Origin of the sequence: Mesorhizobium sp. KR2-14 (genome assembly GCF_040049255.1) — a bacterium.
Classification (GTDB): domain Bacteria; phylum Pseudomonadota; class Alphaproteobacteria; order Rhizobiales; family Rhizobiaceae; genus Pseudaminobacter.
Genome location: NZ_JBDZDR010000002.1, coordinates 162,502 through 180,730 on the forward strand (window position 1 = coordinate 162,502; position 18,229 = coordinate 180,730).

General features: G+C 64.7%; 17 protein-coding genes. 8 read left to right on the top strand and 9 right to left on the bottom strand.

Translation table 11 applies throughout. The annotated features are described in order from the left end of the window. Positions 1-285: 285 nt before the first annotated feature. From ABLE86_RS05305 to ABLE86_RS05340, 8 genes are all read right to left on the bottom strand, one after another. The gene (locus ABLE86_RS05305; RefSeq protein ID WP_348777893.1) at positions 286-606 is read right to left on the bottom strand and encodes a 2Fe-2S iron-sulfur cluster-binding protein; all 321 of its coding nucleotides are present in this window, start codon (positions 604-606) and stop codon (positions 286-288) included. 86 nt (positions 607-692) lie between these two features. Next, positions 693-1,355, bottom strand: coding sequence for a TetR family transcriptional regulator C-terminal domain-containing protein (locus tag ABLE86_RS05310; RefSeq protein ID WP_348777894.1), 663 nt, complete (start codon positions 1,353-1,355; stop codon positions 693-695). A 54-nt stretch (positions 1,356-1,409) separates the two neighbouring features. After that, complete coding sequence (locus ABLE86_RS05315; protein ID WP_348777895.1) at positions 1,410-2,420, bottom strand: ABC transporter substrate-binding protein; 1,011 nt, start codon at positions 2,418-2,420, stop codon at positions 1,410-1,412. A 29-nt stretch (positions 2,421-2,449) separates the two neighbouring features. Beyond that, positions 2,450-3,832: an FAD-binding oxidoreductase gene (locus ABLE86_RS05320; RefSeq protein ID WP_348777896.1), complete on the bottom strand. Its 1,383-nt coding sequence runs from the start codon at positions 3,830-3,832 to the stop codon at positions 2,450-2,452. Beyond that, on the bottom strand, positions 3,829-5,073 hold the full coding sequence (locus ABLE86_RS05325; RefSeq protein WP_348777897.1) for an amidohydrolase family protein: 1,245 nt from the start codon (positions 5,071-5,073) through the stop codon (positions 3,829-3,831). The genes ABLE86_RS05320 and ABLE86_RS05325 overlap by 4 nt, the downstream gene beginning before the upstream one ends. Before the next feature lie 2 nt (positions 5,074-5,075). After that, positions 5,076-5,909, bottom strand: a complete 834-nt coding sequence (locus tag ABLE86_RS05330) for an ABC transporter permease (RefSeq protein ID WP_348777898.1) — start codon at positions 5,907-5,909, stop codon at positions 5,076-5,078. Between the two features lie 10 nt (positions 5,910-5,919). Further along, complete coding sequence (locus ABLE86_RS05335) at positions 5,920-6,729, bottom strand: ABC transporter ATP-binding protein (RefSeq protein WP_348777899.1); 810 nt, start codon at positions 6,727-6,729, stop codon at positions 5,920-5,922. Between the two features lie 9 nt (positions 6,730-6,738). Beyond that, positions 6,739-7,539, bottom strand: a complete 801-nt coding sequence (locus ABLE86_RS05340; protein ID WP_348777900.1) for a creatininase family protein — start codon at positions 7,537-7,539, stop codon at positions 6,739-6,741. A gap of 429 nt (positions 7,540-7,968) precedes the next feature. Between ABLE86_RS05340 and ABLE86_RS05345 the strand changes: the two genes are divergently transcribed. The 7 genes from ABLE86_RS05345 (at position 7,969) to ABLE86_RS05375 (ending at position 14,355) form a co-directional block, all read left to right on the top strand. Continuing rightward, positions 7,969-9,204, top strand: coding sequence for an FAD-dependent oxidoreductase (locus ABLE86_RS05345; protein ID WP_348777901.1), 1,236 nt, complete (start codon positions 7,969-7,971; stop codon positions 9,202-9,204). A gap of 102 nt (positions 9,205-9,306) precedes the next feature. After that, positions 9,307-10,305, top strand: coding sequence for a D-erythronate dehydrogenase (gene denD / locus ABLE86_RS05350; protein ID WP_348777902.1), 999 nt, complete (start codon positions 9,307-9,309; stop codon positions 10,303-10,305). Beyond that, entirely contained in the window at positions 10,302-11,234 is a 933-nt protein-coding gene (gene ltnD, locus ABLE86_RS05355; RefSeq protein ID WP_348777903.1) for an L-threonate dehydrogenase, read from the top strand. The genes denD and ltnD overlap by 4 nt, the downstream gene beginning before the upstream one ends. A 2-nt stretch (positions 11,235-11,236) precedes the next feature. Then, on the top strand, positions 11,237-12,496 hold the full coding sequence (otnK, locus tag ABLE86_RS05360; RefSeq protein ID WP_348777904.1) for a 3-oxo-tetronate kinase: 1,260 nt from the start codon (positions 11,237-11,239) through the stop codon (positions 12,494-12,496). Then, positions 12,493-13,143 (top strand): aldolase, encoded by a 651-nt coding sequence (locus ABLE86_RS05365; protein ID WP_348777905.1) that lies wholly within the window; start codon positions 12,493-12,495, stop codon positions 13,141-13,143. Before otnK ends, ABLE86_RS05365 begins: the two co-directional genes overlap by 4 nt. 5 nt (positions 13,144-13,148) lie before the next feature. Further along, positions 13,149-13,916 (top strand): TIM barrel protein, encoded by a 768-nt coding sequence (locus ABLE86_RS05370; protein WP_348777906.1) that lies wholly within the window; start codon positions 13,149-13,151, stop codon positions 13,914-13,916. Between the two features lie 28 nt (positions 13,917-13,944). Then, entirely contained in the window at positions 13,945-14,355 is a 411-nt protein-coding gene (locus ABLE86_RS05375; protein WP_348777907.1) for a RidA family protein, read from the top strand. An 18-nt stretch (positions 14,356-14,373) separates the two neighbouring features. On the opposite strand, the gene ABLE86_RS05380 is transcribed toward ABLE86_RS05375, so the two are convergent. Beyond that, positions 14,374-15,594: an HPP family protein gene (locus tag ABLE86_RS05380; protein WP_348777908.1), complete on the bottom strand. Its 1,221-nt coding sequence runs from the start codon at positions 15,592-15,594 to the stop codon at positions 14,374-14,376. 295 nt (positions 15,595-15,889) lie between these two features. Here ABLE86_RS05380 and ABLE86_RS05385 point away from each other — a divergent pair, with 295 nt between their 5' ends. Beyond that, on the top strand, positions 15,890-18,121 hold the full coding sequence (locus ABLE86_RS05385) for a methyl-accepting chemotaxis protein (RefSeq protein ID WP_348777909.1): 2,232 nt from the start codon (positions 15,890-15,892) through the stop codon (positions 18,119-18,121). The last annotated feature ends 108 nt before the right edge of the window (positions 18,122-18,229 follow it).

Here is an 18,229-nt window from a genome sequence, read left to right on the forward strand (position 1 = left end):
CAACTGCCTTAGCTTTCTGGTTTTCTGGCGAGCGCGCTTTCACGCCGAGGCGCGCTAGTAGAATGCCTCGCGGGGGTTCCCCCTCCCTGAAGTGGGGCGAGGCGGCGTTGGCCCGGGCCGGCCCCGCCGCTTTTCCTGACTTGGCACAGTGCGTCGATGAGCCAACAATGGCGGTGCTGTCCTGCGAGGCAGTCAGGAGGCTCGGTGCTGGCTCTGGTTGCGCTGTGGCCTGTGCTGGGCCTCCACCGCCAACTCGCGTTTGCCGATCGACGCGGCGCCGGTTGGTCAGCCCTGCCTTGCGGGAATGCGCACGATGAGACCGTCCAGCGCGTCGCCCACCCGAAGCTGGCACGACAGACGCGAATTCGCAGCCGGCTCCCATGCGAAGTCCAGCATGTCGGCTTCCATCGGCCCGGCCTCGCCTACCATTTCCGCAAATTCCGGATCGACATAGACATGGCAGGTCGCGCAGGCGCAGGCGCCGCCGCATTCGGCTTCGATGCCGGGCACGTTGGCCTTTACCGCCGTTTCCATGACGGTTGCGCCATTGGCGGCTTCTACCTCGAAGCGCTGTTCGTCATGGGTGATGTAGATGATGCGCGGCATTGATGGGCCTTTCGAATTCAATTTCATGATTGCGCGGCACGGAAGGGCCGCATGTGTGGGGCGTTTTTCGAGCGTCGGGGCGCAGCCTATTGCTGAAGGCCGCAGGCCCGCAGGAAGAGAGCGGTCACTTCCTCCTCGACATGAACCATGTCGAGCTCCTCGTCGTCTTTCAGTTGCATGAAGTTTCGGATCTGGACCTCGAAGTCCGCATAGTGCTGCGTCACCGCCCAGATGTGCATCTGGAACAGCAGCGGATCGACGGGCCGGATCAGACCCTGCTCGACCCAGGACTGGATCAGCTTAACGGCCTGCTGCGTCGATTCCTGGTATTGCGCCCAGTGCCGGCTGAGGAAAGGTGCGCCGTTGGCGATCTCGGTGGTGAACAGCCGCGATGCCTGGGGGTTTTTCTGGCCGTATTCCAGTTTCTTGTGGATGTAGGCGCGGATGATCTCGGCCGGATCGTCGCCCGTCGAGGCGCTGATGAACAGCTCTTTCCACTCGTCGAGAATATAGACGAGAATATCCTCGTAGAGCTCTTCCTTGCTGGAGATGTAATAGTGCAGCTGGGGCTTGGTGAGGCCCGCGCGCTGGGCGATCGACTGCGTCGAGGCACCGGCCAGCCCCTTGCTCGCAAACTCGTCGATCGCCGCATCCCTGATCGCGGCAAGGATGCGGCGGCGCCGTTCGAGAACCTTTTCGCGGCCGCTCGGTTCGCCGTTTTCCGGAGTATCGGCGTTGTCGTGGCTCATCGTCAGATCGTTTCCCGGCGAGGGGCCTAAAGCCCCTCGCTCCCTGCCGTTCGATTAGGGGTTCAACTGCTTCTTGAGGTCCAGGCCCACGCCCTTGTTGACGAAAGCGTCGGTGGCGACCTTCGAGATCTCGATCTTGTCGCCGGTCACGATGCCGGCCTTGACCGCGAGCTCGTAGAATTCCTTGACGCGATCCATCGAGATGGCGCCGATGCCCTTTTCCAGCGTGTCGCCGCTGTCGATCAGCTCCAGCTTCTTGAGCATCGCCAGTTCGCCGTCGAGCGTCTCTGCGCTCATGTCCGGGTTGTCCTTGAGGATCAGCTCATAGCCCTTGCTGTGATCGCCATAAAGGAAGTTGTTCCAGCCCACGATCGTCGCGTCGACAAAGCGCTGGACCAGATCCGGGTTGTTGTCGACCAGTTCCTGGCGGGTCTCGATCGTATTGGCGTAGGTGCTGTAGCCATGGTCGGCGAGCAGATAGGTCGTTACCTTCGCGCCTTCCTTTTCCGCATAGAGAGGCTCGGCGGTGGCGTAGGCCTGCTGAACCGCCTTCTCGTCGCTGAGGAACTGGGCGAGGCTGTAGCCGTAGGGGCGGACCTGCTCGTCCTTGAAGCCGAACTCCTTCACCAGCCACAGCCAGAAGCTGTACTGGCTGTCCTTGGCCAGGAGGACCGTCGGGGCATTGGCCAGGTCGTTGAAATCCTTGTAGGCGCCTTCATGCGCCATAAGCACCTGCGGGTCCTTCTGGTAGAAGGCTGCAACAACGGTGGTCGGAATGTCGTTGGCGACGTTGTGGAAGGAAAGCAGCAGGTTGCCCGTCAGCAGGAAGTCGAGCCGCCCCGCCGCCAGCATCGGCCGGTTGTTGACCTGCGGGCCGCCCATCTCGATGGTCACGTCGAGGCCGTACTTCTCGTAGGTTCCGTCGGCCAGTGCCTGGTAGAAGCCGCCGTGGCCGGCCTGGGCGAGCCAGTTGGTTCCCACCACCACCTTGTCAAGTGCATATGCAAGCTGCGCCGACATGGCCAGCGTAAGAGCGGCAACCGCCGCCCTGAGCAAGTTCTTCATCTGAAGCATTCTCCCATTGATTTTCAGGTTCAGTCCCTGTCGGCCATCTCGGCCGTCCAGCCTCGCGTCTTCCCGGGGTTGAGAAGGCCGTAAGGATCCGCTCTTTTCTTGAAGTCGATCTGAACGGTGTCGATCTGCTTCATGCCGCCGTCCTCGATGGTGTAGGCGTGCGGATCGTAGATGTCGCAGCCGTCCAGCTGCTCCAGTTCCCGGATGACGCGGTAGGTGTCTTCGCGGCTGTGGTAGCGCACCAGCGGCAGGCCGAAGATCTGCACCTCGCCCTCCAGCCGCGCCATCTCGTGGTGCATATACTGCTCGTCGCCATAGCGCTCCATCTGGCGCTGGACGACTTCCGGGTCGAAGGGGCGCGGATAAGCCACCTGGAGGTAGGTCCAGCCGGGCTCGGCCTTCAGCGCCTGCAGCGTCGTGTGGTTCCAGCCGCATTCGTAAGCCGGCTGCAGACCCTTGTCGTGCAGCTCTTCCTTGGTCATGGCGAAGGAAACGCGGCCGCCGAATTCGGCGACGAGGGCCTCGAACTTGCCCATGTCGTTCGGCGCGATCATCGCGAAGACGGCGTCGCGGTCAGCCGGGAACAGGTCGCCGAACTTGGTGTAGAAGCGCGCGAAGCGGCGGTCGACGGTCGTCAGCAAATAGCAATCGAGATTGTCTTCTAGCGCCTTCAGGCAGAAGCGCAGCGTGGCGTCGTAGCTGTCGAACAGCGCTGCGGTGTGGATCCAGTCGGTCGCCTTGGTAAGCCCGATCTCTAGCTCCAGCACGATGCCGTTGGTGCCGTAGGCATGCTGGACCTTGTGGATGTCGCGGCCGTGCAGTTCGATGATCTGCGGCTCGAGTTCGACGGTCATCACCTTGACCGAATAGACGTTGCCGTCGTCGCGCAGCATGCCGTGGCGCAGCGAGCCGATGCCGCCGGAGCCGCCGGTGAAGAAGCCGCCGATCGTGGCGATGCGGCGTGTCGAGGGATACATGAGCAGTTCCTGCCCGGTCTCGCGCACGGCGTCGTCCAGGCGCGCGATGCGGGCGCCGGCCTCCACGCGCACCCGGCCGGGCTCGATGGAAAGCACCCGGTCGATCTTGGTCATGTCCAGGATGATGCCGCCTTCCAGCGGCACGCACTGGCCGTAATTACCGGTTCCGCCGCCGCGCGCGGTGATGGGGATGCGCAGCCGCGCGGCCGCCGCCGCGACGCGGCGCACCTCGTCCTGATCCTTCGGGATTACCACCAGGTCGCCCAGGAAGTGGCCGATGTCTTCGCTGAGGATGGGGCTGTACCAGAAATAGTCGCGCGAGCGCAGTTCCACATGCTTGGGGTCGTCATAGACGCGGATGCCGTCTATCTCGGCGCGAAAGGCCACCCAGTCATAGGCGCGCTCGGGATTGGTCGCCACGTTCATGCGTTTCTCCAGTCTTGTTTGCTTGCCGGCAGCGGCTGCCCGCTCCGGTAGACGACGCGTGTCGCCTGCGGGCGGCTGATCAGATCGTCGAGGTCGTTCGCCGCGTGCCAGATGAAGTTGGCCGGCCTGCCTTTCTCCACGGGCGTCACGATGCCGCTTGCGCATTGGCGCGCCGGCAGGGTGGTGATGCTGTCTAGCCAGTCTTCGGGCTCGAGATGGCAGGCTGGGGCCGCCAGCCGCAACACGGAAAGCGGGTCGTAGTCGCCATAGGGGTAGAAGGCGTCGCGCACATTGTCGGAGCCGAGCATGACCGTCATGCCCGCCTTGCGAGCTTCTTTCAACGGCGCCACCCCGCGCATGCGCGGCGAGACGCCAATGGCGCGGTCCTGCAGGTAGAGGTTGGTCGTGGGAAGCGCCACGAGCGCCACGCCAGCCTGCGCACCGGCCGCAAGGGTCCGCTCCAGTTCGCCGGTGGAGCGCAGCGCCAGCGAACAGGCGTGGCCGCACAGCACGCGGCCCGCCATGCCGTGGCGGCTGGCCGCGTCGATGATCGCGGACAGGCCGTCGGCTTCGGGGTCGAGCCCTTCATCGACATGGAAATCGAGGTCGAGATCGTGCGCGCCGGCCAGCGCGAACATCGCCTCGACCTTGGCTTCGAGATCCGCATTGCGGAAGAAGAAGGCGCCGAAGACGGCCTTGTCCTGCTCCACGCGCGCGGCAATGGCTGCGCCGGCTTCAGGCACGATATCGCCATTGACGAGCGCCGCCAGCTGGAGATCGATACGGCCTTTCCATGCCTCGCGCAGTTCGACAAGCACGGGCCAGGCTTTGGGCACTTGCGGCGTTACCCAGTCCACATGCGTGCGCATGGCGCCGACGCCCTGCCGATAGGCGGCTTCCAGCGCGAGGCTTGCCCTCGCGCGGATATCGGCTGCCGTCCAGTTGGGCCGGTCCTGCTCCATCAGCGCAATCGCATCGAACAGGCACTCGACCCGGGCATTCGCCTCCGCGCCGATGCGGGAGATGGTGTGGGTTTTGTCGAGGTGCACATGCACGTCGGCAAAGAGCGGCGTGACCACGCCGCCTCCGGTGGCGGCGGAGGAAACGAGATCGGCAATGCGGCCATCCGCGACGACAAGATCGAAGCGCCCGGGCTGGCCGGGCATGCTCACACCGGGGAGCCGCAAGGGCTGTTCCGATGTGGCCTCTTGTTCGCGAACCGTCTCGTTCCCGCCCGTCACGATCAGGACTCCCGACGGATTTCGCTCTCGTGCCAGCGGCCGAGAACGGCGCGCGAGAGCCAGCTCGTCGCCAGGAAAATGGCGATGCCCAGCACCGAAACGAGCAGCAGCGCGGCGAACATGCGCGGGATTTCGTTGCGGAAACTCGATTCCAGGATGCGCGAGGCAAGCCCGGTGCTCTGGCCGGCAGTGCCGGCGACGAACTCGGCAACCACCGCGCCGATCAGCGCCAGGCCGCCGGCGATCTTCAGCGCTGCCATGAAATAGGGCAGTGCACTCGGCGCCAGCAGATAGCGCAGGCGTTGCAAGGGTGTGGCCTGGTAGAGCTTGAACAGGTCGCGCAGATTGTGATCGGCGCTGCGCAGGCCGATCACCGTGTTCGACAGGATGGGGAAGAAGGCCACGATCCAGGCGCAGATCAGCAGCGCGGTGAATGTGTCGCGCACATAGATGAGGATCAGCGGCGCGATTGCCACCACCGGCGTCACTTGCAGGATCACCGCGAAGGGGAAGAAGCTCATCTCCACCGTGCGCGACAGCGCAAAGATCATCCCCAAGAGCACGCCGCCGGCAATGGCGCACATCAGCGACAGCATCGTCAGCTTGACCGTGAAGAGCATGGAGCTCAGCAGCGACGGGCCGTCCTTGACCAGCGTTTCGGCCACCAGCGAAGGCGCGGGGATCAGGTAGTGCGGAATCTTGTAGTAGCGCACCAGCCCCTCCCAGACGAGAAGTGCGATGACGATCGCCAGGGTCGGCATGATGACGCTCTTGCGCCGCTCGATGCGGGCGCGGCGGTTCTGCTCGGAATTGAGGACAGGGGTCTCGGTGCTCATGGCCAGGCCTTCAATGGTCGATGTCGTCGTTGCCGAGCGTCTCGTTCAGCGCGTCGGACACGATCTGGCAGCTGTCGGTGTATTCCCTGGTGGCGCGGAAGTTTTCCGCCCGCGGATAGGCGCCGGGAATGGCGATGTCGGAGACGACCCGGCCCGGCCGGGCGGCCATCACCACCACACGGTTCGATAGATAGACGGACTCATAGACGCTGTGAGTGACGAAGATGACCGTCAGCCCATGGTCCTGCCACAGCCGCAGAACGTCGTTGTTGAGCTTGAAGCGCGTCATTTCGTCGAGCGCGGCAAACGGCTCGTCCATCAGCAGCAGGCGCGGGCGCGTTACCAGCGCGCGGGCGATGGAGACGCGCATCTTCATGCCGCCCGACAGCTCGCGCGGGAAGGCCTTGGCAAACTTGCTCAGGCCCACCTGTGCCAGCACCTCCTCCACGCGCGGCGCAGCGTCCTTTCGTGACATGCCGCTCAGGCGCAGCGGCAGGTAGACGTTTTCGAACACGTTCGCCCATGGCATCAGCGTCGGCTCCTGGAAGACGAAGCCGATGTCGTGCGGGCCGCTGCCCTTGCCGGGCGCATGTCCATTGACGCGGATCTTGCCTGCGGAGGTCTCGGACAGACCGGCAATCATGCGCAGCGCCGTGCTCTTGCCGCAGCCCGAAGGGCCCAGGAAGCTGACGAACTGGCCCTGCTCGATGGTCAGCGACATGTCGCTGACCGCGACAACGCCGGTGGCATATTGCTTGTAGACGTTTTCGATCTCGATCAGCGGCTGCGACGACACGGAGGTGCTGGCGACCATGTTCATTGCTTCACCTCACCAGGCGGGGCTGTTGTCGAGCCAGGAAAGCGGCGCCCGCTCGACCTCGCCCAGAAGTTCGACAAGCCGGTCGGCGGCGTAGTCGATGGTCTTGCGCCCCTTCTCGGCGGTGGCCGCCAGGGCGTTGCCGGCCGCGCCGTGCGGGTTCATGTCCTGCACCTGCCAGCCGGGCTTGGCGCCGCCGGCAAGCGAGATGTGCTTGAAGTCCCGGGCGAAGGTTTCGGTGACGGTGGCGAAATTCTGCGCCTTGCTCATGTCGACCAGATCGGGGTACAATTCGAGCATCACCGAGGTTTCCATGTCGCCGGCGTGAATGCCGTGGCGCAGTTCATGCTCGCTGTAGACGCCTTCCGGCATGCCCTGGCCGAACCAATTGACCGAGAACACCATCATGCCGTGCTTGATGCGCAGCTCGCGCGCCACGATGTCCATGGTGCTGATCTGGCCGCCATGGCTGTTGAGAAGAACGAGCTTTTTCACCCCGCTGGCGGCCACGCAGTCGCCGATCTCGCACCACATGGCAATCAGCGTCTGGGCCGAGAAGGTCAGCGTGCCGGGGAAGCGGCCGTGCTCGTTGCTCTTGCCGATCGGCAGCGTGGGCAGAAACAGCGCCTTGCTCGTCTCCGGCAGGCGCTCGATGGTTGCCGCGACGATGCCGCTGGCGATTGCCGCATCGACCGAAAGCGGCAGGTGAGGGCCGTGTTGCTCGGTCGCGCCAACCGGCAGAACCGCCACGATCTGCTCGCGGTCGAGCCGGGAAAACTCCTCGCTCGTATAGTCGGACCAATATCTCTTCAAGTTACCAATTCCTTCCTCTCGAACGGAGGCGCGCCGCGACGCCAGGTCCGCAAAGGCTGCTTCCGGAGGGAACTGCGCAAACCATCCGAAAGCGTTGCTGGTTCACCCTCAGGCGAGGGCGGCGAATTTTCTGGAAGGCGGGAATTACCCGGCAAAGGGCGAACTCGGCCAGCGTGCCGTGACGCGGTTTTCTGCTCGTGCCATCGCTTATCCCCCGATTTCGCCCGTCCCGAACGGCGATATGGGTAATACTACTAAACGATCTGACCGATCGGTCAAACTAATTGTTTAAATTCCATGGGAGATATGCAACAAAATTACCGGACCGTTCGAGTCGGGCAGCTTGGCGCGCAAGCGGGCATTTTCATGCCACGTTCGATTCTGCAAGGGAGCCGTTGCCGGTCGGTCGAGCATGTTTGTGGAGAGGGCATGGGCGAGAGGTGCATCATTGTCGGCGCGGGGCACGCCGGCTCGCAGGCCGCGGTCAGCCTTCGTCAGGAAGGCTATGCGGGCGAGATCGTCCTGATCAACGACGAGACGGACCTTCCCTATCACAAGCCGCCGCTCTCCAAATCCTATCTCAAATCCCTCGATTCGGGCGGCCTCGTCCTGCGCCCTGAAGCTGTCTATCGCGACAACTGCATCGAGCTGATGCTCGGCGCCCGCGTCGAGAAGATTAGCCTCGACAACCGCAGGCTCGTGCTTGCCGACGGGCGGGAGCTCGACTGGACGCATCTCATTTTGGCAACGGGCGCGCGGGCACGGATTCCTGTTCTGCCGGGCGTCGATCTCGATGGCGTCGTCACGCTGCGCAGCATGGAAGACGCGCGCCGCATCCGCGAAATGATGCCGGAAGTTCAGAGTGTCCTCATCGTCGGCGGCGGCTTCATCGGCATGGAGATGGCTCATAGCTGCCTGGCGCTTGGAAAGGCGACGACGCTGATCGAGGCGGCGCCCCGTGTGCTGGCGCGCTCGGTGGCGCCGGTCGTTTCCGCTCATGTCGAGAAAAGGAGCCGGGCTGCGGGCATCGACATCTTCACCGGCGTGCAGCTTGCCGGCATAGAAGGCCAGGGCGGGCGCGTCGCGGCAGTGCGCACGGCCGATGGCCGCAGGTTCAGGGCCGACATGGTGGTTCTGGGCATCGGTGCGGTTCCCAATGTCGAGCTCGCCGCGGAGGCCGGCCTTCTGGTCGACAACGGCATCGTCGTTGATGGCCACATGCGCACATCGGTGCCGCAGGTCTGCGCCATCGGCGATTGCGTCAGCTACGACCATCATCAGTTGGGCCGGCGCGTGCGGCTGGAGTCGGTCCAGAACGCCACCGACCAGGCCAAACATGTCGCGCGCTCCATCCTTGGACGATCGGAGCCTTATGCCGAAGTCGCGTGGTTCTGGTCCGATCAGGGCGACATGAAGCTGCAGACGGCAGGTCTCTCGCTCGACGCCAACCATTGCGTGGTCTCCGGCAATCCGGAGGAAAACGCCTTCTCGGTCTATCATTTTCAAGGCGCGCGCCTGGTGGCCGTCGATTCCATCAACCGTCCGGCCGACCATATGATCGCGCGGCGGCTGCTGGCGGCGGGGCTGAGCCCGAGCGAGGCGGACATTGCCGCCGGGCCGCAGCATATGAAGCAGCTGGCAAGCGGGAAGGGGATGGCGGCCTGAGGCCGCCCGGTTTTCATCAAACATAAATTCGGGCCGAGGCAGGTTGGCAACGGAAATTCGCCTCTCGCCCATTCGGAAATTCAGTTCGGGGATCAGGACAAGATGGTTCACTGTCTCATCATCGGCGCGGCCGGCATGCTCGGCGCGGGGCTCGCCAAGCGCCTCATCGACGACGGCGCGATTGCCGGCAAGGCCATGTCGCGGCTGACGCTTTTCGATATCGTGGCCCCGAGCACGCTGCCCGATGGCGGCAAGGTCGCGGTCGAGTTCGAAACCGGCGACATCTCGTCCCCCGAGACGGCCGAGCGCCTCGTGGCATCGAGGCCCGATGTTATCTTTCACCTCGCGGCCATCGTGTCGGGCGAGGCGGAGCGCGATTTCGACAAGGGCTACCGCATCAATCTCGACGGCACCCGGCATCTGTTCGACGCGGTGCGCAAGGCGCATGAGACGGACGGCTATTATCCGCGCGTCGTCTTCACCTCGTCGCTGGCCGTCTTCGGCTCGCCGCTGCCGGATGTGATCGACGACGACTACATCATCACGCCGCGCTCGAGCTACGGCACCCAGAAGGCGATCGGCGAGCTTCTGCTAGCCGACTACAGCCGGCGCGGCTTCTTCGACGGCATCGGCATTCGCCTGCCCACCATCTGCATCCGCCCCGGCAAGCCCAATGCGGCGGCCTCGGGCTTCTTTTCCAACATCCTGCGCGAGCCGCTGGCGGGCCTGCCTGCCACGCTGCCGGTGGAGCCGTCCGTGCGGCACTGGTTCGCCAGCCCGCGCGCGGCCATTGGCTTCATCGCGCACGCCGCGGCGGTGGATGGCGCACTGCTCAAGGAGCGCCGCAACATGACCATGCCCGGCGTTTCGGCGACCGTGGCCGACGAGATCGAGGCGTTGCGCGCCATCGCGGGCGACGACGCGGTCAAGCTCATCCGTCACGAAATCGACCCCGCGATCGTCGCGATCATCTCGACCTGGCCGAAGGCCTTTGAGGCAAGCCAGGCCGAAAAGCTCGGCTTCAAGGCCGATCAGTCCTTCGGGGCGATCATCCAGGCCTATCTCGAGGACTACGCGCCCAAGGCGGAGAAGCAGGTATGAGCGCCGAAGCCTCCGCTTTGCCCGGTCGGCATTTCCTGCTCATCGGCCTCGGAGCCATGGGCTACGGCATGGGCCAGTCGCTGCTCCGTCGTGGTCTGGCCGTCGACGGCTTTGACCTCAATGCCGACGCCCAGAAGCGCTTCCGGGCCGAGGCCGGCCTTGACCGCGACCTCGACCAGGCCAGCGCGGAAGCCGATGGGGCCATCCTGGTCGTCGTCAACGCGGCTCAGACGGAAGATGCGCTGTTCGGCGCGCGCGGACTGGCCGAGAGGCTGAAGCCGGGCGCGGTCGTGCTCAGCTGCGCCACCATCGACGCGCAGAAGGCGGCCGAGTTCGAAACCCGCCTTGCCGAGAAGGGCATACTCTATCTGGACGCGCCGATTTCCGGCGGCTCGGCACGCGCCGCCAAGGGCCAGCTCAGCATCATGGCCTCCGGCACGCCCGATGCCTTCGCGCGCTCACAGCTTGCGCTCGATGCCATGGCCCAGACCGTGTTCCGCCTGGGCGACCGCGCCGGGCCGGGCTCGGCGATGAAGAGCGTGAACCAACTGCTCGCCGGCATTCACATCGCCGCCGCCGCTGAGGCCTTCGCCTTCGGCCTCGGGCAAGGGGTGGACGCTGACCAGATCATGCAGGTGATCCCGCATTGCGCCGGCTCGTCCTGGATGTTCGAAAACCGTGGGCCCTACATTGCCGATGGCGACTACCGGCCGCATTCGGCCGTCGACATCTTCGTCAAGGACCTGGGCATCGTCACCGGCGCGGCGAAGGACTCCTCGCTCGACCTGCCGGTCGCGCAGGCAGCGCTTGCCCGCTTCCGGGCCGCGTCGGAAGCCGGTCTCGGTCGCGAGGGCGACGTGGCGGTGATCAAGCTCTATGCGGAGACAAGCGGCATCAGCCTTCCCGCGAAACGCTACAAGGAGAGCTGATCATGCTGCTCGGCTGTATTGGTGACGATTTCACCGGCTCGTCGGATCTTGCCAACACGCTGGTCAAGGGCGGCATGGCGACGACGCAATATTGCGGCATTCCGCAGGGCAAGGCCGATGCGGATGTGGAAGCGGGCGTCGTTGCCCTGAAGACGCGCAGCGTGCCGGTGGAAGAGGCCGTCGCTCAATCGCTGCAGGCGCTGGAGTGGCTGAAGGCGCAGGGCTGCCGCCAGTTCTTCTTCAAATACTGCTCGACCTTCGATTCCACCAAGGTCGGCAATATCGGCCCCGTGGCCGAGGCGCTCAGCAAGGCGCTTGGAGCAAGCCAGGTCATCGTCTGCCCGGCCTTTCCGGGTGCGGGCCGCACCATCTATCAGGGCCATCTCTTCGTCGGCGACCGGCTGCTGAACGATTCGGGCATGGAAGCCCATCCGCTGACCCCGATGACCGACCCCGACATTCGCCGCTGGCTGCAATATCAGACCGCGCTTTCCGTGGGGCTGGTGGCGTTTTCCGATGTCCGCCGAGGTGCGGAGGCCATCGCCGAGGCGATGCGGCGGCAGGATCAGGCAGGCCACAAGCTTCTGGTGGTCGATGCGCTGCAGAACGAAGATCTGTTCGCAATCGGCGAGGCGGCCGCCGACCTGCCGCTGATCACGGGCGGCTCGGGCGTGGCGCTCGGTCTACCGGAAAACTTCCGCCGCAAGGGGCTGATCGGCAATCGCCAGGTGGCGTGGCAGGGCATCGACGGACCGGGCGCGGTGCTTTCCGGCTCCTGCTCGCGTGCCACGCGCGGTCAGGTTGCGCACTACCGCGCCAATCATCCGGCCCTCGAAATCGAGGCCGACGCTTTGATGGGCGGCGACATGACGGTGGCGAAGGCATCCGCCTGGCTGGCCGAAAACCGCGCCGCCGAGCCGCTGGTGTTTTCCTCCGCCGAGCCGGAAGTGGTCGGCAAGGCGCAGCAGAAATACGGGCTTGGCGAGCTGGCCCACCGGATCGAAACCTTCTTTGCCGAACTTGCCGCCGAAGCCCGGCGTCATGGCGTCAGGCGCCTGGTGTCGGCCGGCGGCGAGACCTCCGGCGCGGTCGTGCAGGGGCTTGCCTGCGAGGCGCTGCAGGTCGGCCCCGAGATCGATCCGGGGGTTCCCATGCTGCGCGTTGGCGGGCAGGATTTCGGCCTGGCGCTGAAGTCGGGTAATTTCGGCGCCGAGGACTTTTTCACCAAGGCGCTGAGGATGCTCAAGGGAGCGGCAGGGTGAGCGAGGAAGCGAAGCTGCGCGAGACGATCTGCCGGATGGCGCGTTCGATCTTCGATCGGGGGCTGACGGGCGGGGCGTCCGGCAACATTTCCGCCCGCCTCTCCGACGGGCGGCTGCTGGTGACGCCCACCGGCTCCTCCTTCGGCGGTCTCGACCCCGCGCGCCTGTCGCTGATCGACGAGGCCGGCAGGCTGGTCGGCGGCGATGCCCCGACCAAGGAGATGCCGCTGCACTCCGCCTTCTACGACACGCGCGGCGTCAAGGCCGGCGCCATCGTCCATCTCCACTCCTGCCATTCGGTTGCGCTGTCCATGCTGCCGGAAACCGATCCGGACAATGTGCTGCCGCCGCTGACGCCCTATTCGATCATGCGGCTCGGCAAGGTGAAGCTGCTGCCGTATTTCCGGCCGGGCGATGCTGCGATCGGCGACGCGATCCGCGGCCTTGCCGGAAAACGCAGCGCCGTTCTGCTGGCCAATCACGGGCCGGTGGTCGCCGCCAAGGATCTTGAAGCGGCGGTCTATGCCATGGAAGAGCTGGAGGAGACGGCGCGGCTGGCACTGCTCACGCGCGGCATGAAGCCGAAAATGCTGACGCCCGAACAGGTTCGCGATGTCGTGGACCATTTCAACATCGAGTGGGATTGAACATCATGGCCCTTCCGTATTCAGCCAATCTCGGCTTCCTCTGGACCGAGCTTGCGCTTCCCGACGCGGTGCGCGCGGCGGCCAAGGCCGGCTTCGATGCGGTCGAGTTGCACTGGCCCTATGCCGTCGAGCCATCGTTGCTGAAGCAGGCGTTGGACGAGAGCGGCCTGCCGGTTCTCGGGCTGAACACTTCGAAGGGCAATGTCGACGCCGGCGAGTTCGGGCTTTCTGCCCTGCCGGGACGCGAGGAGGACGCACGCGCGGCGATCGACCAGGCGCTCGCCTATGCGACCGCGATCGGCGCCACCGCCATTCATGTCATGGCCGGCAAGACCAATGCGCCCGAAGCGCGCGACACCTTCGTCGCCAACCTGCGCTACGCGGCCGACCGGGCCGCGCCGGTCGGCATCACCATTTTGCTGGAGCCGCTCAATCTCCACGACGTGCCGGGTTATTTCCTGCACGACAACGCCACGGCGGCATCGATCATCGAAGAGGCCGGCCACGACAATATCCGCATCATGTTCGATTGCTACCATGTCGGCCGCTCCGGCAAATCCATCCTGGAGGAGTTCGAGGCGCATCGTGAGCTTGTCGGCCACGTGCAGTTCGCTGCCGTGCCGGATCGCGGCGAGCCCGATGCGGGCGAGGTGGATTTTGCTACCGTGCTGCCCGAGCTGGCCGCGCGCGGCTATGCCGGGCACTTCGGCGCCGAATACAAGCCGCGCCGCTCGACCGACGAAGGGCTGGGCTGGCTCGCCGCCTGGCGCTGAATTCAATCCTTATCTCCGGAGGCCTGCCATGACCGATCGCGTTTCGAACCTCGACCATCTCGTGCCGGAAACCATGCCGGCGCCCTTCGCCGCCTACAGCCATGGCGTGGTGGTTCGGACCGGATCGGACATGGTCTTCTGTTCCGGCCAACTCGGCATCGGGCCCGATGCGCATGTGCCCGAGGATGCCGCCGCCCAGGCCGAGCTCTGCTTCGAGAATGTGCGCTCGATCCTCACCGCCTGCGGCATGAGCCTTGCCGACGTCGTGCGCATCAATGCGTTCGTCACAGATCGCGCCCATATGCGGCCCTACATGAACGTCCGCGACCGGCTCTTCCCGCAGCCGGCGCCGGCCTCGACGCTGATGATCGTGTCGGGCTTCACGCGCGAGGAATTCAAGGTCGAGGTCGAAGTCGTCGCCGCGCGCGCGAACCGCTGATGGTGGCGTGAGGCGTGGTCAGCTGCCGGCGGCGCGGCGCCGCTCGGCAAAAGCCGCCGGCGCAATGACAGTGGGCCGCCCCGACAGCCCGCCGCGATAGAGCGCGGCAATCAGGTCGGATTGGGTGACGATGCCAACCAGCTTACGATCGGCATCGACCACCGGAAGATGGTGCAGGCCTGCGTCGGCCATGGCCGGGACGAGCGTTGCAACCGGCGTTTCGGGAGCCGCTGTCCGAACCGGGCTGCTCATGATCTCGCCCACCGTCCGTTTCAGGCTGCGTCTGGGCTTCACGGCGTGACGCAGGCGCCGGCCGAGCCCGAAATGCAACTCGCCATGCGGCCCCCAGGCGGCGCTTTCCATGAAGTCGGTCTGGGTGACGATGCCGACAATGCCGCGATCTTCTCCCACGACCGGCAAGGCCTTGATGTGATGCTCGCAAAGCAGCGTCCAGGCCTCGTGCAGCGAGGCCTGCGGCGACACCGTTGCCACGTCCTGCGACATGATGTCGGCACAGCGGATTTCGCCGAAACGGCGGTGGTAGGCCTGCATCTCCACCTCGTGCAGCAGCGAGTCGAGATCGCCGGTGCTGACGTCCAGTATCTCATCCCGGCGCTCGAGCGCGGCTTCGAGGTCGGCGGTGGTGAAGCCCACGCGCTCGGTCGGCAATGGGTCGGTGGTCTTGTGCGGATTTGCGGCAGGCACGGGCGCAAGATGCGGGTAGCGCCGGCCGGTGAGATTGTTGAATGCGAGCGCCGCGGAGAGCAGCAAGAGCGAGTTGACGCCCACCGGCCACACGGCGAAGCTGAAACCAGCCGCATGAACCGTGGGGCCGCCCAGAACCGCGGTCAGCGCCACGGCCCCGCTTGGCGGATGCACGCAGCGCGCCGCCAGCATTGCGCCGATCGAGAGGGAGACGGCGAGCGCCGATGCAATCAGCAAATCGTCGATCCACAGCGCACAACTGATGCCGATCAGGGCGGCAATCGTGTTTCCGCCGATGATCGACCAGGGCTGCGCCAGCGGGCTCGACGGCACGGCAAAAAGCAGCACGGCCGACGCGCCCATCGGCGCGATGAGTAGGGGCGAGGCCGTGCTTGTCCCAAGCGCCGCCTTGGTGATGAGGCCGGTGAGGAAAATTCCGATCAGCGCACCGCAGCAGATGCGCAGGCGCTCGACATGGCCGACGGGCGGCAGGGCTGGCAGCAGCCGTTTGAGAGTGGGCAGTAAGTTTCGCATGCGTATCGGTTCGGCGTTGCAGAGGCGCAGTTATGTCCGATGCAACCGCGATCGCAAGGAACCAATTTGCCTGGACCAGCGGATTTACGGAAATGTTGACCTGCGCCTGCGCCGTCCTTTTGCCCGCCTTCCAGCGTCACGACGGCCACCGCCGTTAGCTTTTTTGAAACGAGACGGACGCTATCGCTATCTTACGAATGAATCCGCCCCTGGCATTGCCTTTCCGGGATGTTTTTCGTTCTCGGAGAGAACCCGGCGGAGACTCCGCCAGGTGAAGTGGCAGGGGTAGAATTCGATGTTTCCAAAGACGGCAACTGGCCGCAACATGTTTGCCATCGTGGCGACGGGGGTCCTTACTACCGTGGCCACGGCCGGGGTTCTGGTCTGGCTTGCGCATGGTGCGCTTGAAGAGCGCACCTTTTCCGAAATGACGAACATCGCCGAGGAAAGCGCAAGGCGCGTCGAGACCTATTTCAGCCGCGTTGAAGAACTGACGCATAATGCCAGGTCCAGCCTCTATGCCGCGAAGGACGGCGCGGTTCCGGACCGGGCGGCCACGAACCGCCTTTTCCAGCGCTGGATGCAGGACAACACCTTCGCTCTCGGGCTCAGCACCTGCTGGGAGCCCAACGCCTTCGACGGGAAAGACGTGCTGTATCGCAATGCGCCCGGGCACGACGACAGCGGCCGCTACATTCCCTATTTCGTAAGGGACAACGGCAAGGTCGGGCTGGAGGCCCTGGTCGACTATGACAAGCCGGGTGTCGGCGATTGGTACCTCGTCCCCAAAAAGACGGGGAAGGAAGTGCTCATGGAGCCCTACTCCTACACCATCGGCGGCAAGAACGTCGTGATGACGTCGTTCATGGTGCCCCTGCTTTTCAACGGTTCCTTCAAGGGCACGGTGGGAGTGGACATTGCCCTCGACAGCCTCGCCGATGACCTTTCCAAGATCAAGCCGCTGGGGCAAGGGTATGTAGCGCTCGTCACCGGCAACGGCGGTGTCGTCAGCTACCCCGAAGCGTCCATCCGCGGAAAGGCGCTGAAGGACTCGGGCCTTGATGCGGCTGCCTGGGGCGGTCTGATTGCAAATCCGGGCACGCCGGCAGATCTTGCCGAAACGACGGGCGAGGCCAGCATTGCCATCGCGGTTCCGGTGCGCCTGCTGCCCGACACCACATGGTACACCGTGGTTTCGGTGCCAAAATCGGTGCTTTTTGCGAGCCTGTCGTCGCTCGTCATCACGTCCATCGCCATTATCGCGGTCGCGGCAGGATTGATGACCGTGCTCGGCTTGCTGCTCGCCACGCGTTTCCGCAAGCGCCTCGACAAGGTCATGACCGCCACGGGTGGGATCGCTGCCGGCAACACCGACGTGGATCTTTCGGAGGCAGCGAAGCAGGACGAGATCGGCGAGATGGCTCGCTCGCTGGCCATCCTGCGTGACGCGACTCTTGAAAAGAACCGGCTGGAAATGGAGGCGGAAGAAGCCCGAAACCGCAATGCGGAGGAGGAGCGACGCCGCGCGGCAGAGGCAGCCGAACGGGAGCGCCAGACCCGGTTCGCGGTCGACTCCCTGGCCGAAGCCCTGCAAAAGCTTGCCGACGGCGACACCACCCATCGCATCGATGACCATTTTGCAGGTTCGCTCGATCAGGTCCGCCGTGATTTCAACTCTTCGGTCGAAAAGCTGCAGACCGCTTTGCTTTCGGTTGGGGAGAACGCACAGGCCATCCAGGCAGGTTCCAGTGAGATACGGTCGGCTTCCGACGATCTCTCCACGCGGACAGAGCAGCAGGCGGCAGCCGTCGAAGAAACCGCCGCGGCTGTCGAGGAAATCAGCTCGTCGCTGAGAGACACCACGAAGCGTGCCGAACAGGTCGGGGGCCTGGTTGAACGCACACGCGTAAGCGCCGAGAAGTCCGGCGAGGTGGTAAAGCGCGCCGTCACGGCCATGAGCGGCATCGAGAGTTCATCCAAGGAAATCTCGAATATCATCGGCGTGATCGACGAGATCGCATTCCAGACGAACCTGCTTGCGCTGAACGCCGGCGTGGAAGCGGCGCGGGCCGGCGATGCCGGCAGAGGCTTTGCGGTCGTCGCCCAGGAGGTCCGGCAACTCGCCCAGCACTCGGCTACGGCCGCGCGAGAAATAAAGATGCTGATCACCAAGTCCGGCGAACAGGTCCACACAGGCGTCGGGCTGGTCAGCCAGACCGGTGCGGCGCTGCAGGAGATCGTCGAGCGGGTGCAGGAAATCGATCAGAACGTCGCAGCCATTGTGGCCGCCGCCCGCGAGCAGTCCAGTTCGCTGAACGAGATCAGCTCCGCCATCAATTCCATCGACCAGGGCACCCAGCGCAATGCTGCAATGGTTGAGGAGCAGACGGCGGCGAGCCACGCGCTGGCAAGCGAAGTGAGCGCATTGAACAATCTCCTGGCTCAATTCCGCATGGGCAACAGGCCCCTCGGCGCCGCGGCCGCTTATCACGGCGGAAAAGCCGGCTTGATGGCGAGAGCAGGGTGAGATTGAACGAGCCTGGCGGTTTCCCGAATGGCAATCGCCAAACGCTCTTCTCGAGCGGCCCGGAGGTTGCTCGAGAAGAGGTTGCGGGCTTGAAGGAGCATCATCTTG